Here is a 16,980-nt window from a genome sequence, read left to right on the forward strand (position 1 = left end):
CCACAACCGGACATCTACCCGGGACATTTCCCCATGCAACTAGGCATCTTCTACGCGCTGCTCGCGTACATCATCTGGGGCCTGCTGCCCCTCTACATCAAATCCCTGCACGGCGTTGCGTCGCTGGAAATCCTGCTGCATCGCATGGTGTGGTCGCTCGTGTTTCTTGGGGCGATCCTGCTGTGGCGCCGGCATTTCGGCTGGCTTCGCGAGGTGGCGGCCAATCCACGCCTGGTGCTCAATTTCGGAGCCAGCGCGGCCCTGCTCTGCTGCAACTGGTTCCTTTATATCTGGGCCGTTTCCGCCGATCGGGTGGTCGACGCCAGCCTGGGCTACTTCATCAATCCCCTGTTCAGCGTGCTGCTTGGCGTGTTGCTGCTGCACGAGCGGCTGCGCCCCGTGCAATGGCTATCGATCGCGATTGCCGCGGCCGGGGTGATCTGGCTCACGGTGACGGCTGGGCAGTTGCCGTGGATCGCGCTCGGTCTGGCGGCATCGTTCGGCGGCTATGGACTGTTGCGCAAGACCGGTGCCCTGGGGGCGCTGGAAGGGCTGTCGCTGGAAACACTACTGCTGTTTCCGTTTGCCGCCGCCACGCTCGCCTTTCTGTTTCTGACGGGTCAGGACACCACGCGCGCCGCAGCACCGGGTACGCAGGTGCTGCTGGTGATGGCCGGTCCGATTACCGCCGTGCCGCTGCTGTTCTTCGCGGCAGGCGCACGGCGCATTCCGCTGTCGCTGCTCGGGCTGCTGCAGTACGCCGGCCCGACACTGCAACTGGCGCTCGGCATCTGGCTATATCACGAGCCGTTTCCGCCGCAAAAGCAGATTGGCTATGCGCTGATCTGGGTATCGCTGGCCATCTACGCGGCCGAAGGCCTGCTTGTCAGCAAGCTGCTGCAGCGGAAAACTATTAGCGTTAAGAATGAAGTCGGTGAAAGTACATGAACTTAAATCTATTAAATTGATGGTTTGCGAGAGAGGCCGCTGACAGGCCCTCCGCAAAATCCGGGCGCGGCACTATACTGTACGTTTATACAGTGCTCGATTCTCCCTTTCGTCCATGTCCTTATCCGCACGGCGCATCGCCCATCTCGACATGGATGCCTTCTATGCGTCCGTCGAACTGTTGCGCTACCCGGATTTGCGCGGCCAGGCCGTCGTGATCGGGGGCGGTCGCAACGCCGTGCCCGAGGTCCTGCCCGACGGCACACGCCGTTATGCGCGTCTGCGCGATTACGCCGGACGCGGCGTCGTGACCACGTCCACCTACGAGGCCCGCGCGCTTGGCGTGTTCTCCGCCATGGGGATGATGAAGGCTGCCAAGCTCGCACCCGACGCAATCCTGTTGCCGACCGACTTCGACGCCTACCGGCGTTACTCCGGGTTGTTCAAGGCTGCAGTCAGATCATTCACCGAACAAATAGAAGATCGCGGAATCGACGAGATATATATCGATCTGACTGATGTTGATGGCGAGGCGCGCGATGTGGCGGCCCGCATCAAGGCAGCCGTGAACGCGGCCACCGGGCTGACCTGTTCGATCTGCGTGGCGCCAAACAAGCTGCTGGCCAAGATCGGTTCCGAACTCGACAAGCCCGACGGCTTGACGATCCTGACGCCGGCCGATATCCCGACACGAATCTGGCCGCTGGCGGCCCGCAAGGTCAATGGCATCGGCCCCAAGGCGGCGGAAAAGCTGGCGGCGATCGGCATCGAGACCGTGGGGCAATTGGCGGAGGCCGACACCGCGCTGCTGCAGGCCCATTTCGGCCGCAATTACGCAAGCTGGCTGGCCGAAGTGGCGAATGGGCGCGACGAGCGGCAGGTCGTGGTCAGCTCCGAACCCAAGTCGATGAGCCGCGAAACCACGTTCGAGCGTGATCTGCATCCGCGCAGCGATCGTCCCGTACTGTCCGAGCAATTCACCCGGCTTTGCATGCGCGTGGCCGAAGATCTGCGGCGCAAGGGCTATGTGGGGCGCACCGTCGGCATCAAGCTGCGTTTCGACGACTTCCACACCGTCACGCGCGACCTGACGCTGACCGCGCACACCGCGGACGGCGCGACGATCCGGCATGGCGCTACCGAGTGCCTCAAACGTATCCCGCTGGAACGACGCATCCGGCTGCTCGGCGTACGCGTCAGCGCGTTGATCCCGGCCGCCGATCAGGGCGATGACCCCGCGCCGGTCCAGGAGGAATTGCGCTTCGACGCCGAGCCGGATTCCCCTGTTTTCCGTTGAAGCGGGTTTGAATCCCCTGTGTCATACGGGCCTATCTATGTCCCGGTAGAATCGGCGGCCATGACATCCGCCACCGCCCAACGCGCCGACGCCCCTGCTGCCTGGATCACTCCCCTCCTGGCCACCGCGTGCGGCATGATCGTCGCCAATCTCTACTACGCCCAGCCACTGGTCGGTCCGATCGCGCGGGCGCTCCAGCTTTCTCCCGAGATCGCCGGCCTGATCGTCACGCTGATCCAGATCGGCTATTGCGTGGGCCTGCTGCTGCTGGTGCCCTTGGGCGATATCGTCGAGAACCGCAAGCTTGTACTGACGCTGATCGCCGGCTGCGCGGTGGCATTGGTCGCGGCAGCGCTCGCTACCCACGCGAGCGTGTTCCTGATCGCCGGTTGCGCAATAGGCTTGTGCTCGGTGGCGGTGCAGGTACTGGTGCCGTTCGCGGCACACCTCGCCCCCGAACATGCGCGCGGCCGGGCCGTCGGCAACGTGACCAGCGGCCTGCTGATGGGCATCATGCTGGCCCGCCCGGTATCGAGCCTGGTGGCGGACCTGTTCGGCTGGCATACGATCTTCGCGGCGTCGGCCGTGGCCATGGTGCTGCTTGGCGTGGTGCTGTCGCGCAAGCTGCCGCAGCGCCAGCCGGCGCCCGGCGTGAACTATGTCGAGATGCTTGGCTCGATGGGGCACCTGTTGCGCACGCAGCCGGTGCTGCGGCGGCGCGCGATGTACCAGGCGAGCATGTTCGGTGTATTCAGCCTGTTCTGGACCACCACGCCGCTGTACCTGGCCGGGCCCGCCTTCCACATGTCCCAGACCGGCATCGCCGTGTTCGCGCTCGTGGGCGTGGCCGGCGCGATTGCCGCGCCGATGGCCGGCCGCTATGCCGATCGTGGCCACAGCCGCCAGATGACCGCCATCGCACTGGCGCTGGGCGCCGGCTCTTTCCTGCTGAGCCGCATCGGCGTCGAAGGTTCGCTCATGTCACTGGTGGCCTTGACCGTCGCGGCCGTCGTGCTCGACTTTGCCGTGTCGGCCAACCTGGTGATCGGGCAGCGCGCGATCTTCTCTTTGTCCGCGGAGCATCGCAGCCGCCTGAATGGGCTCTACATGGCCATCTTCTTCGTCGGCGGCGCGATCGGCTCGTCGGTTGGCGCATGGGCCTATGCGCGTGCCGGCTGGCCGCTGGCGAGCTGGATCGGCTTCGCCTTGCCGGCCGTCGCCCTGCTCTATTTCCGAACCGAGCCTGCAAGCACCTGACCGCGGTTGAATCAGACGGAAGACGCTCGTCTCCCATGCACCAGACGTCGTCGTGTGCTCTACACTGTGCCAGCATATCGGTACCATCATTCCTGAATCCGTCGTCGCAGTACCCGCAAGAAGCGGGCTTGCCGGAGACGTCCAATGGCATGGCACAAACTGCTTCCGCGGCCGCGCTGGCTGCCGCGTGCGGCACTGATATATCCGCAGCGCGTGGTGGTGGTGGGATTTGGCCTGGCGATGCTGCTGATGCTTGTCGTGGCGATGCGCGACCTGTACCTGCTGCGCGAGCGCGTCCTGATCCTGCATCAACACGACCTGGCGCTGCGCGCACTTGGCGCGGAAGCGGTTATCAATGCGGAACGGTTCAAGCTATCGTTCGTGCGCGATTACGCGCAGCAGCTTCTCGAACTCCAGCAGGGTACGAAAGCGTCTACTGACGGCGATGTCGAACGTGCCTATGCGGCACGCAATGAACCTGTCTGGGAATTGCAGGTACCGCTTGGCGACGCGCCGATCGTGGGGGTGTCGCCCCAGACCCTGAAAGGACTGCAAGGTTTCGAACGCCGCGACGAGGACCTGCGGGCGGATCTGCAGGCCGCGCGTCAGCTCAGCCATGTGCTGGGCGTCAGCCAGCGCAGCGACCGTCCCGATGGCACGGTGACGTTCATCTCGAGTAACGGCTTTTACGTGACATATCCCGCGTTGCCACCGGACAGGGCTCCTGCCCTGATCAAACGCTTCAGCGGGATCGACTATTACCGCAGCCTGCTTCCCGATCGCGATCCCAGCCACGAAATGCGCTGGGCGCAGGTCTACACGCAATTCGAAAGCACGCAACTGCGCACCACACTGAGCGTGCCGGTCTACGTCGCCAAACGCTTCCGTGGCGTCGTGGCCGTGGACCTGGAGATTCGCCGTCTGCGTGACCTGATTGGCTTGCCGGAGATCCTGGGGTCTCATCGCTACCTGCTGGACCGCAACGGCAATGTCATCGTCTCGAGTCAGACCGGAGGCAAGACCAATCTGCGCTGGCCCGACGATTTCGCCGGGGACCTGCGCAATACGGCGGTGTCGGACCTCATCTCGCAAGGCACGGGTATGCGGCACGTCAACGGCCAGTATGTGTACTTCCAGCGCGTGGGCAGTGCCGGAAACTGGCTAATGGTGGACACGCTCGACGAATACGATGTCTATGCGACGGTGGCCCGGCGCCTCAGCTTGCCATTGCTGACGATCTGGTTCCTGCTGCCTGTGCTGATGTATGTCACGCTGCGTGTGGTGACACTGCTGTTTGACCACTATCTGGCCGCCGGCAGGAAACTCCAGCAGATGGCCGAGACCGATCCCTTGACGCAACTGGCCAACCGGCGCCGCTTTAGCGAACAGTTCAAAAAGGAGACGGCCCGCCGGCAGCGCGATGGCACGCCGCTGGCCATGCTGATGCTCGACATTGACTTCTTCAAGCGCGTGAACGACAAATGGGGCCACGCCAGCGGCGATTGCGTGCTCATGGCGATGGCGGACCTGATGCGCAAGCACTTGCGCGAGATCGATTTTCCAGCCCGCCTTGGCGGCGAGGAATTCGCGGTACTGCTCCCGGGTGCCTCGTCGGATGAAGCCGTGGCGGCGGCCGAGCGCCTGCGCCTGGCCGTGGAAGCCGCGTCCGTCGAGGCGGCACCCGACGCGCCGCACCCCGACGCGGGCGACGGACGCATCCGCTTCACCGTGTCTATTGGTGTTGCAGAAGCCGGGACCGACGGATGCCAGACACTCGACGCCATGCTGGCAGTGGCCGACCGCCGGCTCTATGTCGCCAAGGAAGCGGGGCGTAATCGGGTATGCGCGACGGATGCGCCGGATGCGCCGGCCGGTAGTGCAGCGGTGCCATCGATGCAGCGACAAGGCAATTCATGACCAGCTCCTTGCGCGGGGATACGGCAAGTGCGCCCCGCGCAAATCCATGGCGCATTTCAACTCAGCGCACGAGAAACGCGATGTCGTCGGCAGTGATGACCGACACCGGAATCCCTTTGCGACGCTGAAACAGGATGTGTTGCTGAACGCGGCTGCGTTGCTCGGCGAAGACTGCGGGTTCAATCGCCAGGCCGTTGCGCGCGTAGTGCTGCACCAGCAGCTTGTAGGCGCGATGGCGGATCTGCAGCGTCTCGTTTTCCGCGCGCAGGCGCTGCCATTCGTCGGGGCTCAGGTCGAGCGTGTGATTGAGTTCGTCGACCGTGCGGGAATGCAGGTCGCGATAGAGATCGCGTTCGGCTTCCATGCGGTGCAGTTCGTCACGCAGCGCGGTGATCTTGCGCTGGAGCTTGAGCGACTGGCTGACGGCCGCCTGCATGCCCTTGGCCGCTTCCAGTGCCTGGTTGGCCGCCGCCATGGTGCTTTTCCACAGGCCGCGATCGCTTGCCGCGCCGAGTTCCGGCACCCAGCCGTCCGACGCCTTGATTATCGTATCCATCTTGACCCCAGTGACACCCATTGAAACTTCTGTTTTGTTGGCCGATTCGCATCGTTGTGCGTCGGTCCGGATTGTTCTTGTCATTGCTCCGTCCGTGCGGCAGGCAACTGAAATCCATCGTAGTGAGATGTATGTCGGCCGCCAAGTCAAAGATGTTTAGATCAGATTTCCCCCCCAGCCGGCGATGCCGAAATGCGACAGCGGCAACGACCTGCGACGGCAGACAAAGCAAACAACACCACGTAAACCCCAACACATTTGCTGACGTTTTGACAGGCATTTGACAGTTTCGGCCATCTAGAATTCGGGCCATGATCGCCGATGTCCATGCCTTCGGCAGTCTGGCCAAATACATCGTGGCCGTTCTCTCAGTACAACCACAACATTCCAATAAAGACAGGAGACAGCATTGATGAATCGCTCGTTCGCCCGTTTCACGCACGCCTTCGTCGCCTCCGCGACGCTGGCCGCCGCCGTGGTGGCCGCTCCGGCCTACGCCGTGGACTCCCTCAAGGTCATGATTGGCGCCAACCCCGGTGGCGGTTTCGACCAGACCGGCCGCACCATCGGCGCGGCAATGGTGGCAGCTGGCGCAGCCAAGAGCGCCTCCTATGACAACAAGGGCGGCGCGGGCGGCACCATCGGCCTGACCCAGTTCGTCAACACCGACAAGGGCAACCCGAACGCGCTGATCGTGACCGGCGCCGTGATGGTCGGCGCGATCGAGACGAACCACCCGCCGGTGACCCTGAAGAACGCCACGCCGATCGCGCGCCTGTTCGCGGACACGATGGTGCTGACGGTGCCGGCCAGCTCGCCGATCAAGTCGATCAAGGACCTGACCACGCAGCTGAAGGCCAATCCGGGCAGCGTGAGCTGGGGCGGCGGTTCGAAGGGTTCGATCGACCACATCCTGGCTGGCCTGATCGCCAAGGAAGCTGGCGTGGACCCGAAGAAGATCAACTATGTGCCGTTCCAGGGCGGTGGTGAAGCCTCGGCATCGATCCTGGGCGGTCACGTGACCGTCGGTATCGCTGGCGTGTCCGAGTTCCTGCCGTTCATCAAGACCGGCAAGATGCGCGCGCTGGCCGTGACGTCGAAGGATCGCACCGCCGATATCCCGACGCTCAAGGAGCAAGGCATCAACGTCGAGATCTACAACTGGCGCGGTGTTTATGGCGCGCCTGGCATCTCGGCCGAACAGCGCAAGGCGATGATCGACGCCGTGGTCAAGGGCACCGAGAACCCGGTCTGGAAGGACGCGCTGCAGAAGAACGACTGGACGCCGTTCCTGCTGACCGGCGACGAGTTCGGCAAGTTCGTCGACGCGGAATCCGCCCGCCTGGGTGGCACGCTGCGCGAACTCGGCGTCGCCAAGTAAGACCGCTCCACAGGGGCCCGGCGCGCAAGCCGCGGTCCCCGACGACCAGCAAGCACGCGGAAGTTCGTTTCACCCTGTCGTTCCCGCCCGGCCGCCGACCGTCATGTCCGGCGGTGCGGAGAGCGGCACGGGGCCCGGTGCCGCCACCTGCGATGCACCGAAAAAACAAACCATATCGTCACCGGGCCCCGTGACCGTGCGGGTGGCAGGACCATCCGAGAGCCCCATCATGAAACCATCCCACGTCTCCATCGGCGTCGCCATCCTGGCGGTGTCCGCCTTCTTCTTTGCCGGATTGCCGGGTATTTCCGGCGATGAAGGCTATGCCGGCCTGTCGCCGCGCTTCGTCCCCACGCTGGTGGCCATCGGCCTGGCGGTGTGCGGCGCGCTGCTGACGTGGCAAGGCGTGCGCGGCGGCTTCCGCAACATGCCCGAAGAGGATGCCGAACTGCCGTCGGCGCCGCACAACTTCAAGGGCTTCCTGTGGGTGGCGTTGGGGCTGGTGGCCAACATGGCGCTGATCGGCACGCTGGGCTTCGTGTTTTCGTCGACGCTGATGATGGTGTGCGTGGCGCGTGGCTATGGCAGCCGCCGTATCGTGCGTGATGCGCTGATCGGCCTGCTCATCACGGTGCCGATGTGGGCGCTGTTCGAATTCTTGCTCGGCATCAACCTGCCGCTGCTGCCGGTAGCGGGCTTCTGAGCCCGCACCCCAACGGGAGGAACGAAACATGGATACCCTGAACCAGTTGATGCACGGCTTTGCCGTGGCCATCACGCCGCTTAACCTGATGTGGGCCCTGGTGGGCTGCTTCCTGGGCACCGCGATCGGCGTGCTGCCGGGCATCGGCCCGGCGCTGACCGTGGCGATGCTGCTGCCGCTGACCGCGAAGGTGGAACCGACCGCCGCGCTGATCATGTTCGCCGGCATCTACTACGGCGCGATGTACGGTGGCTCGACGACCTCGATCCTGATGAACACGCCGGGCGAGTCGTCCACGATGGTCACCGCGATGGAAGGCAACCTGATGGCCAAGAACGGCCGTGCGGGCCCCGCGCTGGCCACGGCCGCGATCGGTTCCTTCGTGGCCGGCACGATCGCCACGGTGCTGCTGTCGATGTTCGCGCCGGTGGCTGCCGACGTGGCGCTGCAGTTTGGCCCGGGCGAGTACTTCATGATCATGCTGCTGGCCTTCACGACCGTTTCGGCCGTGCTCGGTTCGTCGCTGCTGCGCGGCATGACCAGCCTGTTCCTGGGTCTTGGTATCGGCCTGATCGGCATGGATTCGCTGTCCGGCCAGACACGCTATTCGATGGACGTGCAGGAACTCTACGATGGTATCGACATCGTCGTGGTGGCCGTGGGCCTGTTTGCGGTGGGTGAGGCGCTATTCAACGCCTTCTTCCCGCAGCCCGAAGGCTCGTTCAATAAACTGAGCTCGGTCCACATGAACAAGTCGGACTGGAAGCGCTCGGTGCCGGCCTGGATTCGCGGCACGGTTATCGGCTTCCCGTTCGGCCTGATTCCTGCCGGCGGCGCGGAGATTCCGACGTTCCTGTCGTATGCCGCCGAGAAGAAGCTGTCCGACCACAAGGACGAGTTCGGCCGCGTTGGTGCGATCGAAGGCGTGGCTGGCCCCGAGGCCGCCAACAACGCCGCCGTGACCGCCACGCTGGCCCCGCTGCTGACGCTGGGCATCCCGACTTCGAACACCACGGCAATCCTGCTGGCGGCGTTCCAGAACTACAACCTGCAACCGGGTCCGATGCTGTTCCAGACCTCGGGCGATCTGGTGTGGGGCCTGCTCGCTTCGCTGTATATCGGCAACGTGATGCTGCTGGTGCTGAACCTGCCGGCAATCGGCCTGTGGGTGCGCATGCTGCGCGTGCCGACGCCGCTGCTGTACGGTGGCATTCTGATCTTCGCCGGCCTGGGTGCGTATGGCATTCGCCAGTCGTGGTTCGATCTGCTGCTGCTGTTCGTGATCGGCCTGCTCGGCATGGCGATGCGCCGCTTCGATTTCCCGACCGCGCCGGTCATTGTCGGCCTGATTCTGGGGCCGATGGCCGAGAAGCAGCTTCGCAATGCGCTGTCGATCGGTCAGGGCGACTGGAGCCTGTTCATCAAGCAGCCGATCTCGGCAACCATCCTGGCCATGACCGTGGCGGTGGTGGTGCTCCCGCGTCTGCTGCGCTGGCACGCCAGCCGCACGACCGCACGCGCGGAAGCGGACAACGCGGCATAAATCCCAGGTTCCGCCCTTCGGGGCGGCCCGGCGGGTTTGGGCAGGGGGCTTCGGCCCCCTGTATCATTGGCGCAAACAACATCGTGCGCCGAGGAGACACGGACCGTGCCCGAATCCACTTTCACGCTAGCCGACATCGACGCCACGCTCGAACGCGTGCTGGCCCCCTGGGTGCGTGAGCTTGGCCTGCGTGCCGAAGCCGTCGATGCCGATGGCGTGACACTGCGTCTGCCTTTCAGCGAAAGCCTTCGCCACGCCGGCGGCGTGGTGTGCGGGCAGGTGCTGATGTCCGCGGCGGACACGGCGATGATCGTCGCCATCGCGAACGCCCTGGGCAATTTCCGCCCGATGACGACCGTCAGCCTCACCACCAACTTCATGCGTCCCGTGATCGACGGCGATGTGCTCGTGCGCGCCAACGTGCTGCGGCTTGGCAAGACCGTGGTGTTCGGCGAGATCGAACTCACTGGCAAGGACGGCAAGCTCGCCGTGCAGGCCACTACCACCTACGCGCTGCTTTGAACGCCGGCATGTCGACCTCCACTTCCATCCCTTCGACAGGTGCGCAGCCGTTCGACCAGATCGTTTTCGCTGGTGGTGGCAACCGCTGCTGGTGGCAGGCCGGGTGGTGGGACACCGTGGCGCCAGAGCTGAAACTGAGGCCGCGCGTGATCGCTGGCATCTCGGCGGGCGCGGCGACGGCGTGCATGGTCTACGCCAATGATTCGAAGCAGACCATGGCCTACTACCGCGAGGTGCTGGCCAACAATTCGCGCAATGCGTACTGGGGCAACCTGCTGCGGCGCGAACGCGTATTTCCGCACTACGGCATCTATCGCAACGCATTGCTTTCGCTGTTTGGCGACAGCCGTCTGGAGCGATTGCAGGAAGCACCGGAGATTCGCATCGGCGTCGCGCATATCCCGCGCTGGAGCGGCCCGCGTCTGGCCGTAGCGGCCGGCCTGCTCGCGTACAACATCGACAAGCACCTGCTCAAGACACTGCATCCGAGGCTGGGCCGCAAGCTTGGCTTTCATCCGGAGTTCGTGCGCGCGCAGGATTGCCGGTCGCCCGAGGATCTGGCCGATCTGCTGCTGCAATCGGCATCGACGCCACCGTTCACGCCAGTACTTCGCCGGGGTGGCCGCGCGGTGCTCGACGGCGGGCTGGTCGACAACGTCCCCGTCGATGCGCTCGATGCCACGCCGGGCAATGTGCTGGTGCTGGTGACCAGGCTGTATCCACGCCCGCGCCGCTTCGTGCTCGAGGTGGACGGCCAGCGTCGCCTGTATCTGCAACCGTCGATGCGTGTGCCGATTTCGAGCTGGGATTACACCCGGCCCGAGGCGATGACGCATGCATACGACCTGGGCTGCCGCGATGCGGAAACGTTCCTGCGCGAGTGGCCCGAGATCAGAGAGGAGTTGTTGCCGGCGTCTTGAGTGGTATGCGCCAGATTGGCGCCGGTCGATCGTGTGTGCAATGTGCAATGCGGCCAAGGGCTGCCAGGCAAGGAGGCATGAATGACTAAGCGTCAGGCATCAACGGCGACCACCACGAAGACAACGGCAAAAGCCCGGCGCCGCGCCAGCGAGGTTAGCGCGGAGCCGGTTGTCGAGCGTGTGCCGCGCCGCAAGCGTTCCGTGCGGCCCACCACGCGTGAAGCGGATTTCGTCGTGATCGGCGCAGGCTCCGGTGGCGTGGCCGCGGCGCGCCGCGCGGCATCGCATGGCGCACGCGTGATACTGGTCGAGCGCGACGCCATTGGCGGCACCTGCGTGAATCGCGGTTGCGTGCCAAAGAAGATGCTTTCCTATGGCGCGAACTGGGCGTCGATCCTCTCGACGTGCCTGTCGCATACCGGCGGCAAGGAAGACTGGCGCGATGCCAGTGTGCGCGTGAATGCCGAAGTGGCGCGGCTCAATGCGTCGTACGCGCAACGGCTCAATGAGGCCGGCGTCGAGATCCTGCATGGCGATGCGCGACTCAGTGGACCGGACGAGGTGGTGGTCGGCAACGAGATCATCCGCACGCGCAAAACGCTGATCGCCACTGGCGCGCATCCCCTCGCCCTGCCCGTTCCGGGCGGCGAGCTGGCGAGTTCGTCCGATGACGTGTTCACCTGGCAGACCGTGCCTGCATCGATCGCCGTGATCGGCGGCGGCTACATTGCCGTGGAGATGGCGTCGATTCTCTCGCGCTATGGCGTGAAAGTGGACCTGCTGGTGCGCGGAGATCGCCTGCTGCCGAAGTTCGATCACGATATTGCCGCGGCGCTGGCCGAGGCACTCGCGGCAAAGGGCGTGCGACTCCATTTCAGGGCCGACGTGACGATGCTGTCGCAGGCCAACGGCGCGACGGAAGTCTGCTACACGCAGCAGAACAATCCTGGCCGCACGCAGACCGTGCGCGCACAGGCGGTGCTCGCGGCGATCGGGCGCCGGCCCAGCATCGCCGAACTCGGGCTCGATGCGCTTGGCGTGCAGCTTGGCGAACGCGGCGGCATTTGCGTCGACCGGCAGTTCCGCACCACGGTGCGCTCGATCCATGCGATCGGCGACTGCATGGATCGGAATCTGCATCTGACGCCGGTAGCCATCGCGCAGGGGCGCTGGCTTGCCGATCGGTTGTTCGGCAAACGTGGTGATATCGCCGATTTTGATTTCGTGCCGACCGCCGTGTTCAGCGAACCCGCGATCGGAGCGGTGGGATTGACTGAGACACAGGCGATCGAAGCCGCCGGCGGCAGAGCCGATCGCGTGCGCACCGAGATCAAGCGGTTCGTGTCGCTGGAGAACCGCTTCGGTGGCGTGGCGCAGCCCTCGGTGTTCAAGCTGGTGTTCAACGCGCGCAGCGGGCGGGTGCTGGGTGCGCACCTGATGGACAACGCCGCGCCGGAGATCATCCAAACCTTTGCCGTTGCACTGCGCCTCGGCGTGAAGGATGCGCATCTGAAGACGACGATGCCACTGCATCCTACGGTGGCGGAGGAACTGTTCGGCTAGGGATGTGAACTAGTCCAGCGCCGGATTCACGCGCGATAGTGCTTCGCGAAACAGGTTCGAGAATCGCGTGGCGGCCAGCGAGAGCGGGTTGTCGCGCAGCGTCACGATGCCGAGCACCAGGGGCCGCAGCGGTACGTCCACGGGAATGCGCGTGAGCTGCTCCGACTGGGGACCCACCTTCAGGATGCTGCTCGGGATCGTCGACACGGCATCGGTGCTGACCAGCAGACTCGACGTCACGCCGAACGTATTGGTCTTGATGATGCGCCGGGGAAGCGGCAGGCCGAGTTGCTGCAACTGATCGAGCAGGAAGGTGTGCTGGCTGCCTGGCGATAGCTGCATCAGCCAGTCGCACTCCACCAGTTCTTCCCAGCGCGTGGCGTTGGCCAGCGGGTGTCCACGGCGACCTGCGATCATGACGTCGAGCGTCTTCAGGGGCTCGAAATCGAACTCGCTGCCCAGCGTCTCCGGAATCAGCGCGGCAATCGCGAAGTCGACCGTGCCGGCGCGCAGCGCGGGCAATACCGCGGGCATCAGGCCCTCTTCGAGCGTCAGGTCGGCCAGCGGCATGCTGCGCCGGAAATCTCGCAGGACATCGGGGAGCACACTCAGGAAGACCATCGGCGTCACCGCGACCGACACGCGGGCTTTTTCACCGCCCATCAGCTGACGGATGTCCTGGCGCGCGAGCGTGAGCTGGTTCTGCGACTGCCGCGCGCGGACGGTCAGCTGGCGGCCGCACTCGGTGAGCGTGATACCGCGCGAGCTTCTGACGATCAGCGGCGCATCGAGGTCTTCTTCCAGTTCGCGAATGGCCTTCGTGATCGCTGCCTGGCTCAGGTGCAGACTGCGCGCGGCGCCACGGATGCTGCCGGTTTCGACCAGCCGCAGCCACGCTTTCAATTGATGGTCCCGCATGTGTGTTGTCTCCCCAGGGCAGGTGTCCTGCCGCGACGCAAATGATGACAACTCCTAGTGGTCACCATCGGAAAAGTATTGTCTTTTGGTATGCATCATAGCGGACTAGTCTTTCTCCGACGTGCCGTCAGCCCCACAGGCGGCCGAACACAAAACTCAAAACACGGAAACAGGAGACAGACGCATGAGCAACGTGAGCAACGAGCTGTGGCGTTGGAGCGCGGCCGAGGCGGCCAGCCAGATCGCAAAGCGCGAGGTATCGTCGGTGGAGGTTGCTGCCAGTAGCCTGGCCCGACTGGACGCTGTCAATCCGTCGATCAATGCCGTCGTCGACGTGCTGGCGTACGAGGCGATGCAGGCAGCGGCCGACGCCGATGCGGCGCTGGCCCGGGGCGAGTCGCTTGGGCCGCTGCATGGTGTTCCCGTGACGGTGAAGGTCAACGTCGACATGGCGGGCCGTGCCACGACCAATGGCGTGGTGGCGTTCCAGGACACGGTGGCCAGCGTGGACAGCCCGGTGGTTGCCAATCTCCGCAAGGCCGGCGCCGTGATCATCGGCCGCACCAACACGCCGGCATTCTCGCTGCGCTGGTTCACTGACAACGACCTGCATGGCCGTACCCTCAATCCGTGGAACGCCAGCCATACACCGGGCGGGTCCAGCGGCGGCGCCTCGGCTGCGGTGGCGGCCGGTATCGGCGCCATCGCGCACGGCAATGACCAGGGCGGCTCGATTCGCTATCCGGCCTATGCTTGCGGTGTTGCCGGGCTGCGCCCGACACAGGGTCTGGTGCCGGCCTTCAATCCCTCGCAGTTGCGTGAGCGCACGATGGGCGCGCAGCTATCGTCCGTGCAGGGGCCGCTCGCACGCACGGTAGGCGACCTGCGTCTGGCGCTGACCGCGATGGCCGCGCCGGACAGCCGTGACCCCTGGCAGGCTTCGGCCTCGGTTGGTAGCGCTCACAAGACCTTTCCGACACGCATTGCCGTCTGCGCAACCCTGCCGGGCTTCACGGCTGACGAAGCGGTCACGGCCGCCGTAAGGCAGGCGGCTCGCTGGCTCGAGGATGCCGGCTGCGTCGTAGAGGAAGTCGTGCCACCTCGATTGCAGGAGGCGACCGACCTGTGGCTGGCACTGACGATGAACGAACTGGCTGCTGGCCTGGGCGACATCATCGAGCGTGACGGCGACGATGCCGTGCGCGCTGCCATCGGCACCCAACGACGTCAGACAGCATCGCTGGATCTCGCCGGATACATGAACGCCCTGGCGCGACGCACCACGCTGCTGCGCGAGTGGCAGCAGTTCTTCGAACGCCACCCGCTGTTGCTGATGCCCGTGTCCTGGCAACGCCCGTTCCTGATCGACGCGGACCGTCAGGGCGCTGATGCCGCGCGCCACATCCTCGACGCGCAGAGTCCGATGCTCGCAACGGCAATTCTCGGCCTGCCCGGGCTGTCCGTGCCCACTGGATTGGCGGGAGGCTTGCCAATGGGTGTGCAACTGGTAGCCGGACGCTTTCAGGAAAGCCTGATCCTGTCCGCCGGCGAGGCCATCGAGGCGCGCTGTGGCGTGATGACGCCGATCGATCCCCAGACGTCGGCCGCGCGCTGAAAGGAGTCCGGTCATGCTCAAGCTACTGATCGGCATCGGCATTCCCTACGTTGGCGTGCTGGGGCTGCTGCCCTGGGTTGCGTCGGTAGACACCTTCGTGCTCGGCGTGCCATTCATCTATGCGTGGATGTTCGCCTGGTTCGTGCTGACGTCGGTGTGCCTCTACGTCTGCTGGCGCTTCTTCGATCGTCCTGTCGACGCCGAGCGTCGGCTGGACGCCTGACTACCGGGAGCCACTCTTATGTCCACAGCGGTTTTCCTCGGCTTCATCGTCCTGTCGCTGTACCTGGCCCTGCGTTCGCGCAAGGGAAAGGGGTCGCAAAGCGCTCATGACTTCTTCGTCGCGTCCCGGCAGTTCGGCGCGTTCCTCGTGTTCTTCCTGGCGGCTGGCGAGATCTACAGCGTGGCCACGATGGTGGGCTTCGCCGGCGGCATCTACGCGAAGGGGCCGACCTACGGCATCTGGTTCCTGGGCTATATCCTGCTGGCCTATCCGCTTGGATACTTCCTGGCGCCGAAGATATGGGAGGCCGGCCAGCGCTTCAATGCCATCACACTGGCTGACCTGTTCAAGGGCCACTTCGACAACCGCGCCGTGGAGTTCGTGGTCGCGCTGTCGTCGATCCTGTTCCTGTTGCCGATGGCGCAGCTACAGTTCACGGGCCTGATCGTCGCGTTCCGGGGGCTAGGCTGGAGCTTCCAGCCGCTCCATCTGGTCCTGATCGCGGCGGTGCTCGCCTTCACGTACATCGCCATATCCGGCGTGCGTTCGTCGGCCTACGTGGCGGTGCTCAAGGACGTGCTGATGGTGGTGGCGATCGTGGTGACGGGTCTGGCGGTTGCGGGCGAGGTCGGCGTGGCGAAGGTCTTCCACGTGGCGAGCGAGCAGGTCAGCAACCGGATGAACGACGAGCAGCTACGCTTTTCGATGAGCACGATCCTGTTCCAGTCGCTTGGCTTCTACATGATGCCGATCTCGGTGCAGTTCATCTACACGGCGAAAAGCGCCGATACGATCCGCCGCACGCAAGTGGCCATGCCGCTGTACATGCTGATGTATCCGTTCCTGGTACTGGCGTCGTACTACGCGCTGACGCGCAGCGACACGCTTGCAACGGCGAACGAGGCCTTCTTCGTGGCGGCCACCCACCTGTTGCCCTCCTGGCTACTGGGCCTGGTGGCGGCGGCCGCTGCGCTGTCGGGCCTGCTGGTGCTGACGGGCATGTGTCTGGCGATCGGTCCCATCGTCACGCGCAACCTGCTGCCGCACCTGCCAGAGTCCAGGCAGAAGGCGGGTGCAAAGGGGGTGATCGTCGTGTACCTGATCGTGTCAATCCTGATGACGCTGATGGCGCCGAACCTGATGCTCACGCTGATCAACACCACGTACTACGGCGTGACGCAGTTCCTGCCAGGGATGATCGTCATCCTGTTCTCGCTACGTGTCAGGCCAAGCGCGGTGGTGCTGGGCATCCTGACCGGCCAGTTGATGGCGGTCGTGCTGTATCTCGAGAAGGTGGATCTGGGTGGCATCAACCTTGGACTGCCCTGCCTCGCGGCGAACGTCGTGGTGATGGTGGTGCTGAACCTGCTTCGTACCCCGAAGGGGCTTCAGGCGACGGCGTAGTCGCACAGCAGGCCAGATGCTTGATGGTCGCGGGGTCGGGCATCGCCCGATTCCAACCGACCGAATGCAGAACGCAAAAAGCAAAACGGACGCCGAAGCGTCCGTTTTGCTTGAATCTGGTGGCCTGGGACGGAATCGAACCGCCGACACAAGGATTTTCAATCCTCTGCTCTACCGACTGAGCTACCGGGCCAAAGAAGCGAAACTATAACT

Annotated in this window: 15 protein-coding genes and 1 tRNA gene; 13 read left to right on the forward strand and 3 right to left on the reverse strand. The window is 64.5% G+C overall.

What is annotated here, in order from left to right; all coding sequences use genetic code 11:
* Positions 1 to 33 precede the first annotated feature (33 nt).
* The 4 genes from rarD to D769_RS00590 all read left to right on the forward strand — a co-directional run bounded on the left by rarD (position 34) and on the right by D769_RS00590 (position 5,419).
* Entirely contained in the window at positions 34 to 948 is a 915-nt protein-coding gene (rarD, locus tag D769_RS00575; protein WP_008640994.1) for an EamA family transporter RarD, read from the forward strand.
* A 115-nt stretch (positions 949 to 1,063) separates the two neighbouring features.
* On the forward strand, positions 1,064 to 2,245 hold the full coding sequence (gene dinB / locus D769_RS00580; RefSeq protein WP_035881155.1) for a DNA polymerase IV: 1,182 nt from the start codon (positions 1,064 to 1,066) through the stop codon (positions 2,243 to 2,245).
* A gap of 60 nt (positions 2,246 to 2,305) precedes the next feature.
* Positions 2,306 to 3,502 (forward strand): MFS transporter, encoded by a 1,197-nt coding sequence (locus D769_RS00585; protein WP_008640996.1) that lies wholly within the window; start codon positions 2,306 to 2,308, stop codon positions 3,500 to 3,502.
* Positions 3,503 to 3,646: 144 nt separating this feature from the next.
* Positions 3,647 to 5,419: a cellulose biosynthesis regulator YedQ gene (locus D769_RS00590; protein WP_008641001.1), complete on the forward strand. Its 1,773-nt coding sequence runs from the start codon at positions 3,647 to 3,649 to the stop codon at positions 5,417 to 5,419.
* A 61-nt stretch (positions 5,420 to 5,480) separates the two neighbouring features.
* Here the strand turns inward: D769_RS00590 and D769_RS00595 are convergent, their stop codons facing one another.
* Entirely contained in the window at positions 5,481 to 5,975 is a 495-nt protein-coding gene (locus D769_RS00595) for a hypothetical protein (protein ID WP_008641003.1), read from the reverse strand.
* A 412-nt stretch (positions 5,976 to 6,387) separates the two neighbouring features.
* Between D769_RS00595 and D769_RS00600 the strand changes: the two genes are divergently transcribed.
* The 6 genes from D769_RS00600 (at position 6,388) to D769_RS00625 (ending at position 12,607) form a co-directional block, all read left to right on the forward strand.
* Positions 6,388 to 7,356: a tripartite tricarboxylate transporter substrate-binding protein gene (locus D769_RS00600; RefSeq protein ID WP_008641004.1), complete on the forward strand. Its 969-nt coding sequence runs from the start codon at positions 6,388 to 6,390 to the stop codon at positions 7,354 to 7,356.
* Between the two features lie 229 nt (positions 7,357 to 7,585).
* Positions 7,586 to 8,059, forward strand: coding sequence for a tripartite tricarboxylate transporter TctB family protein (locus D769_RS00605; protein ID WP_008641005.1), 474 nt, complete (start codon positions 7,586 to 7,588; stop codon positions 8,057 to 8,059).
* Between the two features lie 28 nt (positions 8,060 to 8,087).
* Entirely contained in the window at positions 8,088 to 9,602 is a 1,515-nt protein-coding gene (locus D769_RS00610) for a tripartite tricarboxylate transporter permease (protein ID WP_008641007.1), read from the forward strand.
* A gap of 105 nt (positions 9,603 to 9,707) precedes the next feature.
* Positions 9,708 to 10,124, forward strand: coding sequence for a PaaI family thioesterase (locus D769_RS00615; RefSeq protein ID WP_008641008.1), 417 nt, complete (start codon positions 9,708 to 9,710; stop codon positions 10,122 to 10,124).
* 8 nt (positions 10,125 to 10,132) lie between these two features.
* Positions 10,133 to 11,044: a patatin-like phospholipase family protein gene (locus tag D769_RS00620; protein WP_008641010.1), complete on the forward strand. Its 912-nt coding sequence runs from the start codon at positions 10,133 to 10,135 to the stop codon at positions 11,042 to 11,044.
* A gap of 81 nt (positions 11,045 to 11,125) precedes the next feature.
* Complete coding sequence (locus D769_RS00625; protein ID WP_008641012.1) at positions 11,126 to 12,607, forward strand: FAD-dependent oxidoreductase; 1,482 nt, start codon at positions 11,126 to 11,128, stop codon at positions 12,605 to 12,607.
* A gap of 9 nt (positions 12,608 to 12,616) precedes the next feature.
* Here the strand turns inward: D769_RS00625 and D769_RS00630 are convergent, their stop codons facing one another.
* Positions 12,617 to 13,525: a LysR substrate-binding domain-containing protein gene (locus D769_RS00630; protein WP_008641013.1), complete on the reverse strand. Its 909-nt coding sequence runs from the start codon at positions 13,523 to 13,525 to the stop codon at positions 12,617 to 12,619.
* A 193-nt stretch (positions 13,526 to 13,718) separates the two neighbouring features.
* On the opposite strand from D769_RS00630, the gene D769_RS00635 reads away from it, so the two are divergent.
* Genes D769_RS00635 through D769_RS00645 form a run of 3 tightly spaced genes read left to right on the forward strand, consistent with a single transcriptional unit; the run spans position 13,719 to position 16,767 of the window.
* A complete protein-coding gene (locus tag D769_RS00635) occupies positions 13,719 to 15,140 on the forward strand; it encodes an amidase family protein (protein ID WP_152414897.1) in 1,422 nt (473 codons plus the stop codon).
* A 13-nt stretch (positions 15,141 to 15,153) separates the two neighbouring features.
* Complete coding sequence (locus D769_RS00640) at positions 15,154 to 15,363, forward strand: DUF3311 domain-containing protein (protein ID WP_008641015.1); 210 nt, start codon at positions 15,154 to 15,156, stop codon at positions 15,361 to 15,363.
* Positions 15,364 to 15,381: 18 nt separating this feature from the next.
* Entirely contained in the window at positions 15,382 to 16,767 is a 1,386-nt protein-coding gene (locus D769_RS00645; RefSeq protein WP_008641016.1) for a Na+/solute symporter, read from the forward strand.
* Positions 16,768 to 16,884: 117 nt separating this feature from the next.
* On the opposite strand, the gene D769_RS00650 is transcribed toward D769_RS00645, so the two are convergent.
* A tRNA-Phe gene (locus D769_RS00650) sits at positions 16,885 to 16,960 on the reverse strand.
* Positions 16,961 to 16,980: the final 20 nt, after the last annotated feature.

Origin of the sequence: Cupriavidus sp. HMR-1, from assembly GCF_000319775.1 — a bacterium.
In the GTDB taxonomy this organism is placed as follows: domain Bacteria; phylum Pseudomonadota; class Gammaproteobacteria; order Burkholderiales; family Burkholderiaceae; genus Cupriavidus; species Cupriavidus metallidurans.

What these genes read in the sequence shown, in the direction of transcription:
- rarD (WP_008640994.1), top strand. Translation starts at nt 34, where the DNA reads ATGCAACTAGGCATCTTCTACGCGCTGCTCGCGTACATCATCTGGGGC.
- dinB (WP_035881155.1), top strand. Translation starts at nt 1,064, where the DNA reads ATGTCCTTATCCGCACGGCGCATCGCCCATCTCGACATGGATGCCTTC.
- D769_RS00585 (WP_008640996.1), top strand. Translation starts at nt 2,306, where the DNA reads ATGACATCCGCCACCGCCCAACGCGCCGACGCCCCTGCTGCCTGGATC.
- D769_RS00590 (WP_008641001.1), top strand. Translation starts at nt 3,647, where the DNA reads ATGGCATGGCACAAACTGCTTCCGCGGCCGCGCTGGCTGCCGCGTGCG.
- D769_RS00595 (WP_008641003.1), bottom strand. Translation starts at nt 5,975, where the DNA reads ATGGATACGATAATCAAGGCGTCGGACGGCTGGGTGCCGGAACTCGGC.
- D769_RS00600 (WP_008641004.1), top strand. Translation starts at nt 6,388, where the DNA reads ATGAATCGCTCGTTCGCCCGTTTCACGCACGCCTTCGTCGCCTCCGCG.
- D769_RS00605 (WP_008641005.1), top strand. Translation starts at nt 7,586, where the DNA reads ATGAAACCATCCCACGTCTCCATCGGCGTCGCCATCCTGGCGGTGTCC.
- D769_RS00610 (WP_008641007.1), top strand. Translation starts at nt 8,088, where the DNA reads ATGGATACCCTGAACCAGTTGATGCACGGCTTTGCCGTGGCCATCACG.
- D769_RS00620 (WP_008641010.1), top strand. Translation starts at nt 10,133, where the DNA reads ATGTCGACCTCCACTTCCATCCCTTCGACAGGTGCGCAGCCGTTCGAC.
- D769_RS00625 (WP_008641012.1), top strand. Translation starts at nt 11,126, where the DNA reads ATGACTAAGCGTCAGGCATCAACGGCGACCACCACGAAGACAACGGCA.
- D769_RS00630 (WP_008641013.1), bottom strand. Translation starts at nt 13,525, where the DNA reads ATGCGGGACCATCAATTGAAAGCGTGGCTGCGGCTGGTCGAAACCGGC.
- D769_RS00640 (WP_008641015.1), top strand. Translation starts at nt 15,154, where the DNA reads ATGCTCAAGCTACTGATCGGCATCGGCATTCCCTACGTTGGCGTGCTG.
- D769_RS00645 (WP_008641016.1), top strand. Translation starts at nt 15,382, where the DNA reads ATGTCCACAGCGGTTTTCCTCGGCTTCATCGTCCTGTCGCTGTACCTG.